At 67.7% G+C, this 17030-nt stretch carries 18 protein-coding genes; 12 read left to right on the top strand and 6 right to left on the bottom strand.

Going from position 1 to position 17030, the window contains the following annotated elements:
* Position 1 precedes the first annotated feature (1 nt).
* Together QE397_RS17245 and QE397_RS17240 are read left to right on the top strand one after the other, a co-directional pair.
* Positions 2–1024: an ABC transporter substrate-binding protein gene (locus QE397_RS17245; protein WP_307096303.1), complete on the top strand. Its 1023-nt coding sequence runs from the start codon at positions 2–4 to the stop codon at positions 1022–1024.
* On the top strand, positions 1021–2037 hold the full coding sequence (locus QE397_RS17240; RefSeq protein ID WP_222633103.1) for an iron ABC transporter permease: 1017 nt from the start codon (positions 1021–1023) through the stop codon (positions 2035–2037). The genes QE397_RS17245 and QE397_RS17240 overlap by 4 nt, the downstream gene beginning before the upstream one ends.
* A 37-nt stretch (positions 2038–2074) precedes the next feature.
* Here the strand turns inward: QE397_RS17240 and QE397_RS17235 are convergent, their stop codons facing one another.
* Complete coding sequence (locus QE397_RS17235; protein ID WP_307096299.1) at positions 2075–2950, bottom strand: type IV toxin-antitoxin system AbiEi family antitoxin domain-containing protein; 876 nt, start codon at positions 2948–2950, stop codon at positions 2075–2077.
* 87 nt (positions 2951–3037) lie between these two features.
* Positions 3038–3685: a class I SAM-dependent methyltransferase gene (locus QE397_RS17230; RefSeq protein WP_307096298.1), complete on the bottom strand. Its 648-nt coding sequence runs from the start codon at positions 3683–3685 to the stop codon at positions 3038–3040.
* A gap of 176 nt (positions 3686–3861) precedes the next feature.
* On the opposite strand from QE397_RS17230, the gene QE397_RS17225 reads away from it, so the two are divergent.
* Positions 3862–4185, top strand: a complete 324-nt coding sequence (locus tag QE397_RS17225) for a hypothetical protein (RefSeq protein ID WP_307096296.1) — start codon at positions 3862–3864, stop codon at positions 4183–4185.
* Positions 4186–4268: 83 nt separating this feature from the next.
* The gene (locus QE397_RS17220) at positions 4269–5450 is read left to right on the top strand and encodes an RtcB family protein (RefSeq protein WP_307096294.1); all 1182 of its coding nucleotides are present in this window, start codon (positions 4269–4271) and stop codon (positions 5448–5450) included.
* Between the two features lie 37 nt (positions 5451–5487).
* Here QE397_RS17220 and QE397_RS17215 read toward each other — a convergent pair whose 3' ends face one another.
* Both QE397_RS17215 and QE397_RS17210 read right to left on the bottom strand, forming a co-directional pair.
* Positions 5488–6300, bottom strand: coding sequence for an SDR family oxidoreductase (locus QE397_RS17215; protein ID WP_307096292.1), 813 nt, complete (start codon positions 6298–6300; stop codon positions 5488–5490).
* Between the two features lie 17 nt (positions 6301–6317).
* Complete coding sequence (locus tag QE397_RS17210) at positions 6318–7991, bottom strand: EAL domain-containing protein (protein ID WP_307096291.1); 1674 nt, start codon at positions 7989–7991, stop codon at positions 6318–6320.
* Positions 7992–8367: 376 nt separating this feature from the next.
* On the opposite strand from QE397_RS17210, the gene QE397_RS17205 reads away from it, so the two are divergent.
* The 3 genes from QE397_RS17205 to QE397_RS17195 are packed head-to-tail and all read left to right on the top strand — an operon-like array spanning position 8368 to position 11712.
* A complete protein-coding gene (locus QE397_RS17205; protein WP_027506362.1) occupies positions 8368–9339 on the top strand; it encodes a diiron oxygenase in 972 nt (323 codons plus the stop codon).
* Between the two features lie 4 nt (positions 9340–9343).
* The gene (locus QE397_RS17200) at positions 9344–10996 is read left to right on the top strand and encodes an FAD-dependent oxidoreductase (RefSeq protein WP_307096288.1); all 1653 of its coding nucleotides are present in this window, start codon (positions 9344–9346) and stop codon (positions 10994–10996) included.
* A 14-nt stretch (positions 10997–11010) separates the two neighbouring features.
* Positions 11011–11712, top strand: a complete 702-nt coding sequence (locus QE397_RS17195) for a TetR/AcrR family transcriptional regulator (protein WP_307096286.1) — start codon at positions 11011–11013, stop codon at positions 11710–11712.
* A gap of 49 nt (positions 11713–11761) precedes the next feature.
* Here QE397_RS17195 and QE397_RS17190 read toward each other — a convergent pair whose 3' ends face one another.
* Positions 11762–12118, bottom strand: a complete 357-nt coding sequence (locus QE397_RS17190) for a hypothetical protein (protein ID WP_307096284.1) — start codon at positions 12116–12118, stop codon at positions 11762–11764.
* Positions 12119–12194: 76 nt separating this feature from the next.
* Here QE397_RS17190 and QE397_RS17185 point away from each other — a divergent pair, with 76 nt between their 5' ends.
* The 3 genes from QE397_RS17185 to QE397_RS17175 all read left to right on the top strand — a co-directional run bounded on the left by QE397_RS17185 (position 12195) and on the right by QE397_RS17175 (position 14252).
* Complete coding sequence (locus tag QE397_RS17185) at positions 12195–12698, top strand: hypothetical protein (protein ID WP_307096282.1); 504 nt, start codon at positions 12195–12197, stop codon at positions 12696–12698.
* A gap of 1 nt (position 12699) precedes the next feature.
* Positions 12700–13338, top strand: a complete 639-nt coding sequence (locus QE397_RS17180) for a DUF6226 family protein (RefSeq protein ID WP_307096280.1) — start codon at positions 12700–12702, stop codon at positions 13336–13338.
* Positions 13339–13412: 74 nt separating this feature from the next.
* Complete coding sequence (locus QE397_RS17175) at positions 13413–14252, top strand: DUF72 domain-containing protein (protein WP_307096278.1); 840 nt, start codon at positions 13413–13415, stop codon at positions 14250–14252.
* Here QE397_RS17175 and QE397_RS17170 read toward each other — a convergent pair.
* Positions 14219–15658, bottom strand: coding sequence for an HNH endonuclease signature motif containing protein (locus QE397_RS17170; RefSeq protein WP_307096276.1), 1440 nt, complete (start codon positions 15656–15658; stop codon positions 14219–14221). The genes QE397_RS17175 and QE397_RS17170 overlap by 34 nt on opposite strands.
* Before the next feature lie 306 nt (positions 15659–15964).
* Here QE397_RS17170 and QE397_RS17165 point away from each other — a divergent pair, with 306 nt between their 5' ends.
* Positions 15965–16297, top strand: a complete 333-nt coding sequence (locus QE397_RS17165) for a hypothetical protein (protein WP_307096273.1) — start codon at positions 15965–15967, stop codon at positions 16295–16297.
* An 84-nt stretch (positions 16298–16381) separates the two neighbouring features.
* A complete protein-coding gene (locus QE397_RS17160; protein ID WP_307096271.1) occupies positions 16382–16864 on the top strand; it encodes a hypothetical protein in 483 nt (160 codons plus the stop codon).
* Positions 16865–17030: the final 166 nt, after the last annotated feature.

Genomic DNA, 17030 nt, shown 5'->3' with positions numbered 1-17030 from the left:
CATGACCCCACGCCTCGCGATCGCCGCTGTCGTCACGACAGTCGGCCTCCTCGCCACAGGATGCTCCACCGGCCCGACCACGACGGCTGCGGCCGAGGCCGGAAGCACCTATCCCGTCACCCTCGAGAACTGCGGCCGCACCGTCACCATCGACGCGCCGCCGCAGCGCGCCGTCTCCCTCAACCAGGGATCCACCGAGATCCTGCTGTCCCTCGGGCTGGAAGATCGGATGGTCGGTACCGCCACCTGGACCGACCCGGTACGGGCCGACCTCGCGGACGCCAACGCGCAGGTTCCTCGGCTGGCGGACAACAAGCCCTCGCTCGAGGTGGTGCTGGACACCGAGCCCGATCTGGTCACCGCGTCGTTCGGCGGAACGCTGGGAGAGGGTGGAGTCGCGGACCGCGACCGGTTCGATGCCCTCGGCGTCCCGACGTACCTGTCGCCGACCGACTGCATCGGTAAGTCGGCCACCAGCGTCAACGCTGACGGTGCCCGGGACGAGCCACTGAGCATCGAGACGGTGTTCGAGGAGGTGCGCGATCTTGCGGCGATCTTCGATGTCCGCGACCGAGGGGATGCCCTCGTCGACGAGCTGCGAACGCGCTACGACGCGGCATCCACGCCGGTGTCGGAGGCGTCGCTCGCGTACTGGTTCGCCGACACCACCGCCCCCTACATGGCCGGGTGCTGCGGAGCGTCCGGTGTCATCTCGAACGCGGTGGGCGTGCGCAACGTCTTCGCGGACACGAAGGACGAATGGCCGCAGGTGAGTTGGGAGAGTGTCGCCGACCGCAACCCCTCCGCACTCGTGCTGGCAGACCTCAGCCGGCGCAGCATCGACGGTGACGCGCTGGCGAGCAAGATCGCATTCCTCGAGAGCAACCCGGTGACGAGTCGCATGCAGGCGGTGATCGACAAGCGCTACATCGTCGTGAACGGTGCCGACCTCAATCCGTCGATCCGGACCATCGACGGTATCGAGAAAGTGGCTGCGGCACTGCAGGAGTGGTCGAACGGGTGAGGGTGCGACCGGCATTGGCGGTCGTGGCCACGCTGCTGGCGGTCGTCGCGTCGGTGGCGGTGTCCATCGCGCTGGGCCCGGCGAACGTGACGGTGCCCGACGTGGTCGCCGTCGTCGTCGCGCATCTCGGTGGCCCGCCGGCGGACGTCAGCCGCATCCAGGACGGCATCGTCTGGGAACTGCGGCTTCCCCGTGCACTTCTCGCGGTGATCTGCGGGTGCGGCCTGGCGCTGTGTGGTGCGATCATGCAGTCACTGCTGCGTAACCGCTTGGCGGATCCGTTCGTTCTCGGCATCTCGTCCGGTGCCTCGACGGGCGCCGTGTCGGTGGCGGTGCTCGGTGTGGGTGCGGGCGCACTGTCGCTGTCGACCGGCGCCTTCGTCGGTGCCCTCGTGTCCTTCGTGCTGGTGATGATGTTGGCCACCGGCGCGGGCGGTGGGACAGGGCCGGTGATTCTGGCGGGAGTGGCCGGTACGCAGTTGTTCTCGGCCCTCACCTCGTTCATCGTGCTGTCCTCCGCCGACGCCGAGCAGACGCGCGGGGTGCTGTTCTGGCTGCTGGGCTCGCTCGCCGGTGCCGGGTGGAGCGATGTCGCGGTGTGCGCCGGCGCCGTGGGGATCGGGGCGGTGGCGTGCGTGGTGGCGGCGCCGTCGCTCGACGCGGTCACGCTGGGATCGGACACGGCCCGCGCGCTCGGGGTCTCGATGCTCCGCCTGTCCGTCGTGCTGCTCGGAGTCACTGCGCTGATGACCGCGACCATCGTGGCGTCGGCGGGAGCCATCGGATTCGTCGGGCTGGTCATCCCGCACGCGGCTCGCATACTCGTCGGCACCGCCCATCACCGCGTGCTGCCGGTGTCCATGGCGATCGGTGCCGTGTTCATGGTGTGGGCGGACACCCTGGCGCGCAGCGTCTTCGCACCGCAGGAGATTCCGGTGGGGGTCGTGACGGCGCTCGTGGGTGTGCCGGCGTTCGCGGTGATCCTGTTGCGGAGTCGGCGCGGGGTTCGATAGTGGAATCTGAACCCCGGAATCCGGGGCGCCGATTCCACTATCGACGCGGTGCTCGACGCACTTCGGCGATCACGGCATCGGGCTCCCGAATCAGCCGGTGGTAGGTGAACCGGAGTACCGTCCAGCCGTCGTTCACGAGCGCGTTCTGACGCACCGCGTCGTGTGCCATGCGCTCGGCCGTGCGGTGATACGCCCAGCCGTCGATCTCGATCGCCACCCGCCTGTCGACGAAGGCCACGTCGATCACGTAGCCGCACGATCGCACGGCGCACTCCCATCCCGTGATGCGAAAGGTGCGCAGCAGTCGAAGGAAGATTCGCTCCGCCTCGGATTCGCCGCCGGTCGCCGCGTGCACGAGCATCGCCGCGGCGCGAGGGCTGCCGACACGTCCAGGGTTGCGAGCGTGGGCACTCTGCAGCCGGTCCAGTGACGTGCGGGTCTGCAGTGCTCGGTCGAGGAACTGGGTTCCGTCGCCGGGTCGTGCCTCCTCCAGGATCACCGCGGTCTCCAGCACAGTCAGAGCGAGGCCGGTGACGCGAAGATCACGGGCCACCGCCACGTCGATTGCGGGAACGTCGCGTCGTCGCACGGTGACCGACCGATCGAGGTAGCGCCGAGCACGCGGAATGGTCACCCAGGAGTGGGCGGGCGGCCGCTCGAGCAGGCCGAGCCACCACGCGGCGGTGGGTCCACTCGCCAGTGCTCCGCGACCGCATCGGAGCACCGCGATGCGCACCATCGCCTGCTGGGTGACCGGTTGACCTGCCGGCATGTAGATGCCCGACGCCATGCGGGTCCAGCGTCCTGCGGACACGCGGCGTTCGAGCGCAGTGGACGACAGTCCCAGTGCGAGGGCCTGAGCCCGGCTGATGACGCCGTCGTGCCGACCAGCGAATCTGTCCAGTTCGTCCACGCACTGTTGGACGGTCGTGGGCCCACCGGGGATCCCGGGAGCAATAGTGGAACCAGGACCCCGGAAACCGGGGTCTGACATCCACGATCAACACCCCCGCGGCGGCGGCTCCACGAGGTGATCGCGTGCCCGCGCGACGACGAACGCCTGCGCCGCCGTCTCCGTGTCGTGAGCGGATCGCACGGCGTCCCGGTGCAGCACGTACCCGCTGTCGATGAGCAGCGACTGCACCTCGTCGACGTCGTGGCGGAGATAGTCGAGGTGCACGTCCCGCCCGAACGCAGTGCGCAGCTCGCGGGTGGGTGCGGCGGTCTGGAATGCCAGCAGCAGCCAGCCGTCCGGGACGGTGACGCGGCGGAACTCGGAGAACAGAGCGGGCAGATCGGCGGTGGGGGTGTGCACGATCGAGTACCAGGCGCACACGCCGTGAACCGAACCGTCGGCCAGGGGGAGCGCGGTCATGTCGCCCACCACCCAGGAGGCCGGCCCCGATGCTGCGGTGATCATGCCCTTCGACGCGTCGAGGCCCAGGACATCGAGGCCGGCACTCGCGAGCTCGCGTGCCGCCTGGCCGGGCCCGCATCCGGCGTCGAGCACCGTCGTGCCGCGCGAGGACCGCACCGAGCGAGCGAACGACGACAGGAATCCGCGGTCGAAGGGGCGCGAGCCGAGCTCGTCCGCGAACGCCGCGGCGTAGTCGGGCGCGATCGCGTCGTAGGGGGATGCCGGGGTCACCTGCTCACCATAGTGAGCGCCACAAACCGGCACGGGGCTGACAAACTACTGAGATAGTGGCCGAAAGTACTGACATCCATTCACGGCTCTGGTGTCATGGACGTGGCGCCGAGGGCGTCGCCGCTCAGCCAGCCGAGGTGACGACAGTGAAGTTTCGATCCCGAGACAGACGTCCTGTGGCCGTGGTGCCCGCGCCGGGTGCGGTGCTCTCCTTCACGGGTCCGGCCGCCACTCTGTTGACACTGGACGACGGCCGACCGCGCTTCGTCGACCACGGTATCGAGGACGTCTCGGGTGTCGTGATGCGGCGCAGTTCGTTGGTCGACACCCTGCACGTCGTGGGGGACGAGATCCGCATCGGCTTCAGCGATCCCACGCTTCCGGACCTCGTCGTGCCCTGCGGTGACGCCCTCACCTTCCACGTGGTGGACATCGATCGCCCCGACCTCGGAACACGCGAGATGAAGGACGTGTTCGTGCGACTCGAACGGCGAGCCTGACAGGCACACAGCTAAATACGTCGCGATGGTCGTCGACTCCACGTACCGTTCGGACCTCACCGAACACGACGAAGGAGATCACCATGCCACCGACAGGCGCGGGAACGCGGCTGCTCAACTGGGCCTCGGCCATCGAGGACGCCACGTTGGAGCAGGCGCGTCGCACCGCGGCCATGCCCTTCATCCACCCCCATGTCGCCCTGATGCCCGATGCGCACCCCGGAATGGGAAGCGCTGTGGGCACGGTCATTCCGACACTGCGCGCGGTCATCCCCGCGGCGGTCGGTGTCGACATCGGGTGCGGGATGATCGGCGTCGAGACGACGCTGAGCCACAGCGACATCACTGACCTCGACCTGGCGCAGCTGCGTCAGGACGTCGAGCGCGTCATCCCCCTCTCGCCCGGCAACTACAACGGGCACCTCGACCGCTTCGAGTTCACCGCTGCCAAGATCGCGGAGCTCGAGGAACTGGCCGAGAAGAGCGGGGTGGACCTGTCGCACTCGCCGAAGTGGCGTCAGCAGCTGGGGTCTCTCGGTGGTGGCAACCACTTCATCGAGCTGTGTCTCGACGAGCGGGACCGGGTGTGGCTGTTCCTGCACTCGGGTTCGCGAGGGGTGGGCAACAAGATCGCCAAGAAGCACATCGCGATCGCGCAGAAGATGTGCGAGAAGTGGTGGATCCAGCTGCCCGACCGTGACCTCGCGTACCTGGCCCAGGGCACGCCCGAGTTCGATCGGTACATCGCGGATCTGACGTGGGCGCAGCGGTTCGCGTACCTCAACCGGGCCGAGATGATGGATCGGTTCCTGCACCAGTTCGTGCATCGGGCCGGTACCGACACGAGTGTCGAGTCGGATCGAATCAACTGTCACCACAACTACACCCGGCCGGAGAAGCATGGCGGCAAGGACGTGTGGCTCACCCGTAAGGGCGCCGTCCACGCGGCCGAGGGTGTGCGGGCCATCATTCCGGGCAGCATGGGAACGCGGTCGTACGTCGTCGAGGGCAAGGGCAGCGCGAGCGGTCTGCACTCGGCTCCGCACGGTGCGGGTCGGCGGTTCTCCCGGGCCGAGGCGCGCAAGCGCTACACGCAGGACGACCTGCGTGAGCGGATGGTGGGGATCGAGTACCGGGATTCGGCCGAGTTCATCGACGAGATCCCCGATGCCTACAAGTCCATCGACGTGGTGATGGAGGATGCTCGCGATCTGGTCACGGTGCTCCACGAGCTCCGCCAGATCATGAACGTCAAGGGCACCTGACGACCCCGATGGCCCTGCAGTGCAGGGCCATCGGACGTCACACGCTCCGCCAGGCGTCGTCCTTCACGAACTGGACGGCCTGCGGCCCCATCAGGGCCATGCCGCCGTCCACGACGAGGGAGGCGCCCGTCATGTACGACGACGTCGGGCCGGCGAGGAACGCGACGACGGAGGCGATCTCCCGTGCGTCGCCGGTACGCCCGAGCGGGACACCCGGCCGGGGGTTGCTCTCGGGGTTCTCGTCGGTCTGACCGGTCATTGGTGTCGAGATCTCGCCCGGCGCAACCGAGTTCACCGTGATGCCGAACTGCGCGAGCTCGATCGCCATCACCTGCGTCAGTCCGCCGAGACCGGCCTTCGCGGCGCAGTACGGTGCCGCACCGACCTTGGGCAGGTGTTCGTGCACGCTGGTGACATTGACGATGCGCCCGCCGTGGCCCTGCTCCACCATCAGCCGTGCGGCGTGCTGTCCACACAGGAACGCGCCGTCGACGTCGACCGACAGCACCGTGCGCCACGAGTCGAAGTCCAGGTCGAGGAATGAGGTGGCGGTGCCTGTGCCGGAGCAGTTCACCAGCACGTCGATCCCGCCGAGCTCACTGGACAGCGAGTCGACGGCGAACGGGGCGCCCGGGAGGTCGGTCAGGTCCATGTGGGCACTGAACCCGCTGCACCCCAGCGCGCGGATCTCCGCGACGGTGGCCTCGGCGCCCTCGCGGTCGCGGTTGTAGGTCACCCCGACGTCGAGGCCGCCGCCGGCCAACGCGACGGCCACCGCGCGGCCGATGCCGGAGTCGCCGCCGGCCACGACGGCGGTGCGGGGAACGAAGTCGGAACCTGGTGTCGTCATGGCCGGGCCATACCCGCTCAGAGTGCGTTCATGCCGTCCTGACGGCTCAGGATCGGAGTGGAGGTGGGGCGCCCCAGCAGGAACCCTTGCACCATGTCGGCACCGAGGCTGCGCGCCGACTCCAGCTCCTGCGGCGTCTCGATGCCCTCATACACGCATTCCGCACCGATGGCCGCCGCGAAGGTGGTGAGGGCGCTGGCGGCGGCGCGGCGCATGGGGTCGGTGTCGATACCGCGGACGATCGAGGCGTCGAGCTTGAGGACGTCGGGCTTGATCTCGACGAGCTGACGGAGACCGGAGTAGCCGGCCCCGACGTCGTCGACGGAGATGGACAGGCCCTCGTCGCGCAGATGATCGAGGGCGGCGCCGAGTGCGGTGTAGTCGCTGACCAGGTCGTGCTCGGTGATCTCGACGACGACGCGTCGGCACTCGGCGGCCTCGTCGAGGATCGGCACCAGATCGGTGGCGACGATGGTGGTCGCCGAGACGTTGACGGCGAGGAAGACGTCGGTCGGGAGGTCTCGGGACGCCGCGACGGCGCGTCGGACAGCAGCGAGCTCCAGCGGGATCTGCAGGCCGTCGGCGGCCGCGTCGAGGAACCAGCTCTGTGTGGTGCCGTGCCCGGAAGGAAAGCGGGACAACGCTTCGTAGCCCATGACGCGACCCGTCGACACCGACAACACGGGTTGGAAGACGATGGCGGGCCCGCCGTCGGCGATCAGCTCGGCGACGTGGTGGTTGCTGCGCGGAGCCACGGCGTCGCCGTACTGCAGGAACGCGGCGGCGGTGAGGGTCTTGCCGAGCGCGACGGTCACGGTGGTGCGGTAGTCGACCGGCACGGTGGAACTGGTGCACGTCATGCTGACGGTGGCGCTGCGCAGGCGGGTCGACTCCACCAGGGCGCGCGCCGCGGCGAGCCGCTCGGCCACGTCGTCCGCGGAACCGAGCCAGACACAGGCGAATTCGCCCGGTTGGGTCCGGGCCACGATGGCGTCGGGAAACGCGTCCGTGAGGAGACTCGATGTCTCGGCGACCAGGTCGTGGCTCGTGGCGCGGCCGAGGCGTCGCTCGATCTGCACGAAGTCGCGGAGATGGACGACGGCCGTGCCCAGGGTCTGCTCGACTCCGCGCGGGACATCGAACCGGGCGACGGCGCCGTCGAGGCCGCGACGGTTGAGCAGGCCGCTGACGCTGTCGCGTCGGCTGTTCTCGAGCTTGTCGGTGAGGAAGTCGACGTGCATCTTGAGCAGGATCGGCACGATGACCGCGGTGAGCAGGGTGAGCGCTCGAGACAGAACGAGCCAGCCGGGGACTCCGTCGTGTACCGAGAGCACAGACAGCACGACGAGGATCGCCGCGGCGAAGGCCAGTTGGGCCGCCAGGATCCGCCCGGAGACGTACACGCCCGCGAACAACGACACCAGCATCAGCAGGACGACGCCGGGAAGGGCGTCGAACGGCGACCGGGAGGCGAACAGAACGACGGTGATGCCGATGTCTGCGTAGACGACGAAAGGAATCGAGTAGCGGAGATTTCGCCCGTAGAGGTAGATGAGCAACGCGGACGGAAGAGTGGTCAGCGCCGCCACGGCGACGATGACGAAGGACGTCCTGTCGAACTGCGGTGACAGACCCCAGGTGATCCCGGCCAGGCCCACGATGATGACCAGCGTCAACACGACGAGACGCATCGCAGGCACGCTCGGGTACTCGAGGCGTGCCGCGGCGTGGTCAGCGGTCGGGATCGGACGTACGGGCAACACACACTCTCGTTCGTCGAGCCGCGTCGACCCCCGACGAACGATGCGGCAGTGAGGAGAAGGACAGGTCGAGTTCCCGGTATTCGGAGCTGCGGTTCGCAAGGACGGGCAAACGGTACCCGATGATCGAAGAATAGATGCCGAGTGAATGCAACAACCGAGAATGGCCTGATTTCGGCCATGATGACAACGTTCGTTGTACCAATTCGCGACGGCTCAACGCTTGCGTGGTACACCGAGTTGCAGTAACTTTTACTGCAACAGCCTGTCGCACCAAGTCGGCCCGGCACTCACGGAGGTTCACGCCATGACGATCACATCCGACACGCGCTCCGAGTACGAGCAGACGCTGCGCACCCTGTCCGAAGCGTCCGTTCACCAGCACTTCGATGCATTCCTCGACATCCCCTGGGACGATCCGCACTACGCGATCGTGGCCGACGATCCCCGCTGGGTGCTCCCGGCCGCCGATCCGCTGGGCAACACCGAGTGGTACCGGTCGCTCCCTCTCGATCGGCAGATCGCGGTCGGGATGTACCGGCAGGCCAACATTCTCAAGGTGGGTCTGCAGTTCGAGCAGGTGCTCATCGCCGGCATCATGAACTACGCGCTGCGGCTCCCGAACGGCTCGCCGGAGTTCCGCTACTCCACGCACGAGGCGACGGAGGAGTGCCACCACACCCAGATGTTCCAGGAGCTGGTGAACCGGATCGGTGTCGCCGTGCCCGGTGGCCCGAGGTGGTTCCGCAAGGCCGGCCCTCTCCTTCCCCTCTTCGCGGGCCCGCTGCCGTTCGGCTTCTTCGTCGGAGTGCTGGCCGGCGAGGAGCCCATCGACCACGCGCAGAAGTCGATCCTGCGCGCCGGTGCATCGCAGCACCCGTTGATGACGCGCATCATGCAGATCCACGTCGCCGAGGAGGCGCGGCACATCGGCTTCGCGCACCAGTACCTGGAGCACCGTGCGCCCAAGCTGTCCCGACGTCAGCGGTTCGCGATGTCCATCGCGACGCCGATCATCATGCGCGTGCTGTGCGACGTCATCATGAAGCCCAGCAAGCAGGTGCAGCGCGAGCTCGGGATCCCGCCCGAGGTGGTGCGTGAGGTGTGGTGGGACAACGAGGCCTCCGCGAAGACGTTGCGCGACATGTTCGGTGACGTCCGCAAACTGTCCGAGGACATGGGCCTGATGAACCGCGTCTCGAAGCGTCTGTGGACGAGTCTGCGTATCGACGGACGCCCGTCGCGGTTCCGCAGCGAGCCCGCCTCCGCCGCGGCCTGATTCGATGCCACATGTCGTCACCGGGACGTGCTGCGCCGACGCGTCCTGCGTCCTCGCGTGCCCGGTCAACTGCATCCACCCCGCGCCGGGTGAGCCCGGGTTCGGGACCACCGACATGCTGTTCATCGACCCGGCCACGTGTGTGGGATGCAGTGCCTGTGTGACGGCGTGCCCGGTGGGCGCGATCGTTCCCGACACGAAACTGACGATCGAGACCGCTCCGTACGCGGCCCTCAACGCGGAGTACTTCGAGCGGTCTCCGCACGCGGACCGCACTCCGCTGGCTCTCGTTGCGCCGCAACGACGTCTGCGCCGCGGTGGCCCGTTCCGCGTCGCGGTGATCGGTGCCGGGCCTGCCGGGCTGTATACCGCGGACGAGCTGCTCAAGCATCCCGAGGTGGCGTCGGTCGACGTCTACGACAAGCTCCACACTCCGCACGGCCTGGTGCGGCACGGCGTCGCACCCGACCACGCGACCACCAAGAAGGTCACCGACCTCTTCGAGGCGATCGAGAACGAGCCCGGCTTCCGCTACGTGCTGGGCGCCGAGGTGGGAACGACTGTCACTGTGGCGCAACTGCAGTCGGTCTATCACGCGGTGGTGTTCGCCGTCGGCGCGTCGTCCGACCGCTTGCTCGGCATTCCCGGTGAGAACCTGACGGGCTCCGTGGCGGCCACCGACGTCGTCGGCTGGTACAACGGCCATCCCGACCATCGGGACGCCGCCGTCACGCTCGATCACGAGCGCGCCGTCGTCGTCGGCAACGGCAACGTCGCCCTCGACGTCGCGCGCATGCTCACCCGCGACACCGATTGGCTCTCGGAGAGAACGGACATCGCGCCGCACGCTCTCGACCAGCTCCGGGATTCTCGGATCCGAGAGGTGCAGATTCTCGGCCGACGCGGACCGGCCGACGCGGCCTTCACCGTGCCCGAGCTGATGGGTCTCGCAGCGCTCACCGATGTCGATGTCATCGTCGAGGCGGATCCCGCGCAGCTGCAGGGTGACGATCAGCGGAGTCGCCTGCTCGCGGAGCTGGCTGCTCGGCCGCGATCGACAGACGCCACGCGCCGTCGCATCGTGCTCACGTTCGCGGTGTCTCCGGTGGAGATCCTGGGCCGGGACGGCCGGGTGACCGGCGTCCGCGTCGCCCGGAACGACCTGGTCGAGGGTGCTGACGGTGCCGTCGTCGCCGCCCCGACGTCCGACGAGTACGTCCTCGACGCCGGCCTGGTGGTGCGGTCGGTCGGCTTCCGCGGTGTCGGTCTGCCCGGGCTCCCGTTCGATGAGCGCACGGGCACCGTGCCGAACGATCGCGGGCGGGTGGCGCCGGGTGTGTTCGTCGTCGGGTGGATCAAACGCGGTCCGCGCGGCTTCATCGGCACGAACAAGACCTGCGCGCAGGAGACGGTGGAGGCAGTGCTCGACCACCTGGACTCCGAGATCACCGAGCCGCACCACACGCCCGACGAGTTGATCGCAGCAGCGATCCCGCGGGCGGGTGACCTGGCGGCATGGCGCCGGCTGGATGCGGAGGAGCTCGCCCTCGGTCGACGGAACGGTCGGCCGCGCGTGAAGATCGTCGATCGGCTCGACCAGGAGGCCGTCGCGGCACGTGTGACGGTCAGGGCGCCGCGGAGACTACTGCGTACGTGAGATGCTTCGGTGCGATGAGCACCGAGCGCACCACCTCCGGTGACGGCCGGAGGCGACGGTGGGATCAGCACAACGCCGACCGCCGCCGTCAGGTGATCGCCGCTGCCCTCGACGTGCTCGAGCGGGGCGTGCATCCGGGGGAGTGGGTCACGGCGCAGCAGATCGCCGACGAGGCGCGCATCCATCGCACCGGCATCTACCGCTACTTCGCCGACCGGGCTGACCTCGACGTCGCCATCCAGCGCACCATCTGCGAGCAGCTGGAACACACCCTGACGGCGTCGGTGACACTCGAGGGTCTGCCACGCTCGGTGGTGCAACGGGTGGTCGACTCGTACGTGCGCTGGGTCGTGGCCCACCCCACCTGGACGTACGTCATCGAGCAGAACGTCACCGGATCGTCCGAATCACCTCTGCAGAGCACCATCGCCCGCGTCGCCGAGAAGATCGAGGTGGCCGTCGGCGGATTCCTCGCCCTCGTCGACGCCGATCTGGGCGACGACGACCTGCGCCTGGTCGGACCGTGGGTGTCGAGCCTCATCTCCGGCTGCGTCGGCGCCGTGAGAACGTGGCGCGCACAGGAGGATTCGGTCAATCTCGACACGTTCGCTGCCTTCCTCGCCGACACCATCTGGCTGCAGATCACCGGCCTCGGCGCGTCGCGGGGGATCACGATCCCGAACGTGCCACTCGAGCGGGTGCTGGACGGCCCCTGATTCCTGGCGTCATGGTGGCTCGCACGCTCCCGTCCACCGCACCGGTCGGTCACTGGCCGTAGGTATGGCGGAGGTTGCCATTGATCAGCCTGTCGATGCGCTTGCGCAAGCTGCGAACGGCGTCGTCGTCCGGGCGCGGTGGGTCGAGAAGCAAGGTCCACCGGAGGTTCGTCCCAGCGCCATCGTCGGCCAGGTCGAATCGAATGAGAGCATCGGGTCTCGCCGGCCAGAGCGACGACCACACGACCAGCGACGGCGGCTCTGACTCGATGACGCGCGGAGGCGTCTCGTCGTCGAGCAGGTGCAACCACGGTCGTCTGGTCTCTCGACCCGGATGCGCGAGATCGTCGAAGACCACACGACGGGGCGGTGGCTGGTTCTTCCGTCGGGTCACGACCTCGTCCATGCACCGAACCGTACGGTGTCGACGAGATCGTGAAAAACAGTTTTCCGAGCACCGGAATGCTTGCCACACTGGACCGATGTGGGGCCCCGATCTCGAGTACGTCGACGAATGGACGTTTCCGCTGCTCCCCGACTCCGGAATGGGTGCGCCCACCCAGATGGTCGACGCGTGTGTCGCAGTGGGGTCGGACCTACACTGGCGCCGGTCCGGTGCGCACCTGGACCTCGACCGACTTCGGTGGACCCTCTCGCTCCACGAGACGGGTGTCGTCGGACTCGGCGTGAACTCCAGCGGCCCTCGCCCACGCCTGAAGGCGAGCAACGTCGACGAGAGGACGCTCGGTATCGCGCGGTACACGGTTGACCTGCACATGGATCTGTCCCTCGCGGAGGCGACCGTCGTCATCGCGGACATCGTGCAGACCGAACTCGCGGGGTACCCGCCGTGGGTCGAGTGGCCCGTCGAAGAGAAGCGTCTGCTGTGGCCGACGGTCGTCGACGGCGGGGCCGTATGGCGCGATCCCCGCACCGACCGGGCAGTAGCGCCGATCGGACTGCTCGCAGCGAGACAGGATGACTGACGTGAGTTCGTATGTACGACCGACGATCGACGAGCAGGTGTTCCGCGACTCCGACGGCCGGAAGATCGAGTACGGAAACCTGTGGGCCGACTCTCCGCCGGAGAGTGCGTATTCCGTGACCGAACACCCCGAACGCTATGCGCCACTTCATGTGATCGCGGATGCCCTCATCGAGCACCTACGCGACACCTACGACGTCGACATCGACGAGGGTCCGGAGGCGGTGGCGGACTTGATTCGTCCGAATCGTGACGTGGTTCGGGGAGTCCGCGTTCGGCCGAACGCGTCGACGTGCGCACCTCTGGCGCTGGTGTTCACCCCGTACCCGGGGATCGCAGTGCACGCTGGTCTGCTGCACGATTTCTACTTCCCGAGCTGCGGGTGTGACGCGTGCGACTCGACCTGCCAGGACGAAGCCGACGGCCTCGAGCGTCAGGTGTTCGCGGTCGTGAACGGCAACTATCGGGAGAGTGTGAAGCGCGGGCTCCGTCCGATGGTCGGGTACGCATTCACCTTTCCCGACGGCGCGAGCTCGGGGCGGACCGGTTCCGACGGTATCCCCGCAGCGCGTCTCGACGCTGCGGATCCCATTCTCCGTGCACTGCCTGACGGCTGGGCCGCCTGGCCACCGCGACCGTGATCGCACCAGGCCCATGTGTCGCAGCTCGGTGTGCGGGTATCTGCTGACGGAGGCCGACAGGACGGAGGTAGCCGATGGAACTGCGCATCGGCATCTCCGGGTGGCGTTACGCGGGCTGGCGGGGCGACTTCTATCCCGCAGGCCTGGCGCAGCGCCGCGAGCTCGAGTACGCCTCCCGTGCACTGACCTCCATCGAGATCAACGGCTCGTTCTACTCCCTGCAGCGGCCGTCGAGTTACCAGCGCTGGCGTGCGGAGACACCCGAGGGCTTCGTGTTCGCGGTGAAGGGGCCGCGCTTCGTCACGCACATGAAGAAGCTGGTGGGGGTGGACGCGGCGCTGGGCAACTTCTTCGCGTCGGGTGTTCTGGCGCTGGGGCCACGGCTCGGGCCGATCCTGTGGCAGCTGCCGGCCACGTTCCGTTTCGACGCCACGAGGATGGCCGACTTCTTCGCGCTGCTGCCGCGGTCGACGACGGAGGCCGCTCGGCTGGGGGAGAAGCACGACGACAAGCTCGCCGATGACCGCGTGTTCCTGGACGTCGACGAGGACCGGCCGCTGCGACACTGCCTCGAGGTGCGGCACCCGAGCTTCGACTCAGCAGAGGCGTTTGAGCTGATGCGGGCACAGGGCATCGGGTGCGTCGTGGCCGACTCGGCCGGGAAGTTCCCGATGCTCACCGAGGTGACCAGTGACGTGGTCTACGTCCGGTTGCACGGCGACACGGAGCTGTACACGAGCGGGTACTCCGACGAGGCGCTCGGCCGGTGGGCCGAGCGCATCGGTGAGTGGCGCGCTGCGAAGCGAGACGTGTACGTCTACTTCGACAACGACGCGAAGGGCTTCGCGCCGTGGGATGCCCTGCGGCTCAGCAAGATGACTCATGCCGCCGGCTCGTCGTCCTCCCACAGATAGTCCTGTGGGTGGTGATAGTGGTTCACCCGGCCCGTCCTCGACGGGTCGATGAGGGCAGGCGGGTGCCACAGAGTGCGCCCGGCGTAGGGATGGCCTGGTGGCGCTGTGGTGGTGGACCATCCGAGTGCCCCGTCGTGGACCATCGGATGATGCATGTCGCACACGAAGGTGAGCGACTCGATGTCGGTGGGCCCGCCGTCCTGCCACTCGTGGATGTGGTGCGCCTGCGTGGCGACGGCGGGGCGATCGCATCCCGGTGCGGTGCACCCGCGATCGGTGGCCATGAGGACGAGGCGCTGGTCCTCACTGGCGATGCGGCGGGTGCGGCCGAAGTGCAGTGGCCTGCCGTCGTCGTCGCCGAAGACCGCGAGATAGTGGTCGGCGTGCGCCCCCATGCGGATGACGTCGCGGATCGGCATGGTGGAACCCGTTGCGGTGGTGGCCAGTCCGGTGCCTCGGATCAGGTCCTCGAGCCGGGCGACGATGATGACCTTGACCGGCACACCGCGGTGCTTGCCGAGATCGTCGGAGGCCAGTGTGTCGCGCAGCAGTAGCTTGAGGGCGTCGTGCCGTCGTTGCGGTGTGGTCCGGGTGTCGCGCTGGCGGGTCTCGACGTCCGGTTCGGCGCCGACGACGGGCGCGCGGGTGTCCTCGGGATTGCCCACTCCGGGCGCCGCGTACTTGCTGTTGTAAGCGTCGAGGTACGCAGCGGTCTCGGCATCGAGGACGAACCTCCCGCTGCGCATGCCGTCGCTGTCCTGCTTGCCCATGAAGATGCCGCGCTTGCGTGCGCGCTCCGGCGGGAGTTCGAACTCGCCTTCCTCGACGATGTGCGCCGTGATGCGCTCCGAGAGCGCCGCGAGCTCTGCGGGACGCACCTCGCGCGCCGCGTCGGCCAGGTGCCGCTCCGCGTGGGCGCGGGTGTCGGCGTCCACAGCGGCGGGGAGGTTCTTGTCGAACTTCCGGATGACCTTCACATGCTCTGCATCGATGGCACCCTCGCGCAGCGCTGCCGCGGTGGTGGGCAGCTCCGGTTCCATGACGTCGCCGAGCAAGGTGGTCCAGTTGCCGAGCTGGGCGGCCACGGACAGTCGCGCGACGGCGGCTGCGCGATCGATGGTCAGGAGTTGAGCCAGCGCATCGGCGTTGTGAGCTCCGGTCTCCTCGAACCCGCGCTGCTGGACGAGCTCCGCCAGCCACACGTGGGCCTGGCCCAGGCGGGCACGCGTCACCTTCTCGTCCCGCACCAGGAGAGCGAGACGGTCTGCCGTGTCGAGGTGCTGTGTGCCGTACGCCGCGATGCGACGCGTCAGATTTTCCTGCTCGGCGATAAGTCGAGCGAGAACGGGGTCACCGATGGAGCCGTCGTCACGACGACCAGCCCCTGCGATTCCCCCCGAAAACATGCTTTAAGCTACCGCGACCCACCGACAAAAATCGAACACGCGTTCGATCTATGGCGTTGGGTCGAGCAAGGGTGTGCACCCAGGGGAGTGGGTCACGGCACAGCAGATCGCCGACGAGGCGCGCATCCATCGCACCGGCATCTGTCGCTACTTCGCCGACCGCGCGGATCTCGACATCGCCATCCAGCGCACCATCTGGGGAGCAGTTGGATCAGACCCTGACGGCGTCGGTGACACCCGAGGGTCTGCCGCGCTCGGTGGTGCAGCGGGTGTGCATTGGGTGGTGGCCCATCCACCAGGACGTACGTGGTCGAACAGAACATCACCGGCTCGTCGGAGTCGCCGCTGCAGAGCACGATCGCCCGTGTCGCCCAGAAGATCGAGGTGGCCGTCGGTGGCTTCTTCGCTCTCGTCGGCGCAGACCTGGGTGACGACGACCTGCACTTGGTCGGTCCCTTGGGTGTCCAGCCTGATCTCCGGCTGCGTCGGCGCCGTGAGGACGTAGCGCGCACAAGAGGAGGATTCGTCGATCTCGACACTTTCCTCGCCGACACCATCTGGTGCAGATCAAGGGCCTCGTTGCGTCGGGGCATCACGATCCCGAACCTGCCACTCGAGCGACTTCTCGATAGCTCATGAATGGGTGTCGTCGACGCGCATGTCTCGCGTTATGCGCGGTTCGACAGTCTTGCGCCTGTCCCGGATTAACTCGATGCTGTGTCGATGGATGACTTGATCGGCGAGATCCAAGCAGCGGTTCGCGGCAACGCCTGGATTCTCGCGCTGGCCGGCGCCCTGGCGCTCCCTGACATGTGCGCTGCTCTCGCCAGTTCGAACGGCGAGACCACGGGCGCAAAATACAAGGCCTGGTGGAAAGCGAACCTGGGCCCGACTTACCCCAACCTGGACGCTGACGAGATTTACAAGATGCGTTGCAGCATGCTCCATCAGGGGCGGTCCGCGACCAGGTCGTACGCTCGGGTCATTTTCATCGCTCCGGGCGGTCCCATGTTCCATAACAACGTGATCAACGACGCCATGAACCTCGACCTACCAACATTCTGCAATGACGTCATCACGGCTGTGGAGAAGTGGCGAAAGGACGAGATCTCGAACCCGGTCGTGCTCGCGAATGCTGAGCATCTGTTGCGGTGGCATCGCGGTGGACTCTCGCCGTACATCGTCGGAATCGACGTGCTCACGTAACTCCCGTTATGTGCGGGCCTGAAAGTGCCACGCGGTGCGCTCGATGATCGCCCACACAAGCACGCCACGTTCATGAACCAGCAGGGGCACCAGACGATCACGGTGTTCACCACACTTTGCCACAGGCATCACGGTCAAGCAGAGCGCGTTGAGTCGTTGAGACCAC

The sequence above is a fragment of the Rhodococcus sp. SORGH_AS_0301 genome (assembly GCF_030818285.1).
Taxonomy (GTDB): Bacteria; Actinomycetota; Actinomycetes; order Mycobacteriales; family Mycobacteriaceae; genus Rhodococcoides.
The sequence above is the reverse complement of the archived record's forward strand: the minus strand, read 5'-3'. Positions and strand labels throughout refer to the sequence as shown.

Excerpts from the sequence above, each read along its gene's own strand:
- QE397_RS17170 (WP_307096276.1), bottom strand. The coding sequence starts at position 15,658 with ATGTTTTCGGGGGGAATCGCAGGGGCTGGTCGTCGTGACGACGGCTCC.
- QE397_RS17210 (WP_307096291.1), bottom strand. The coding sequence starts at position 7,991 with ATGCGTCTCGTCGTGTTGACGCTGGTCATCATCGTGGGCCTGGCCGGG.
- QE397_RS17215 (WP_307096292.1), bottom strand. The coding sequence starts at position 6,300 with ATGACGACACCAGGTTCCGACTTCGTTCCCCGCACCGCCGTCGTGGCC.
- QE397_RS17245 (WP_307096303.1), top strand. The coding sequence starts at position 2 with ATGACCCCACGCCTCGCGATCGCCGCTGTCGTCACGACAGTCGGCCTC.
- QE397_RS17200 (WP_307096288.1), top strand. The coding sequence starts at position 9,344 with ATGCCACATGTCGTCACCGGGACGTGCTGCGCCGACGCGTCCTGCGTC.
- QE397_RS17195 (WP_307096286.1), top strand. The coding sequence starts at position 11,011 with ATGAGCACCGAGCGCACCACCTCCGGTGACGGCCGGAGGCGACGGTGG.
- QE397_RS17220 (WP_307096294.1), top strand. The coding sequence starts at position 4,269 with ATGCCACCGACAGGCGCGGGAACGCGGCTGCTCAACTGGGCCTCGGCC.
- QE397_RS17190 (WP_307096284.1), bottom strand. The coding sequence starts at position 12,118 with ATGGACGAGGTCGTGACCCGACGGAAGAACCAGCCACCGCCCCGTCGT.
- QE397_RS17175 (WP_307096278.1), top strand. The coding sequence starts at position 13,413 with ATGGAACTGCGCATCGGCATCTCCGGGTGGCGTTACGCGGGCTGGCGG.
- QE397_RS17185 (WP_307096282.1), top strand. The coding sequence starts at position 12,195 with ATGTGGGGCCCCGATCTCGAGTACGTCGACGAATGGACGTTTCCGCTG.
- QE397_RS17205 (WP_027506362.1), top strand. The coding sequence starts at position 8,368 with ATGACGATCACATCCGACACGCGCTCCGAGTACGAGCAGACGCTGCGC.
- QE397_RS17160 (WP_307096271.1), top strand. The coding sequence starts at position 16,382 with ATGGATGACTTGATCGGCGAGATCCAAGCAGCGGTTCGCGGCAACGCC.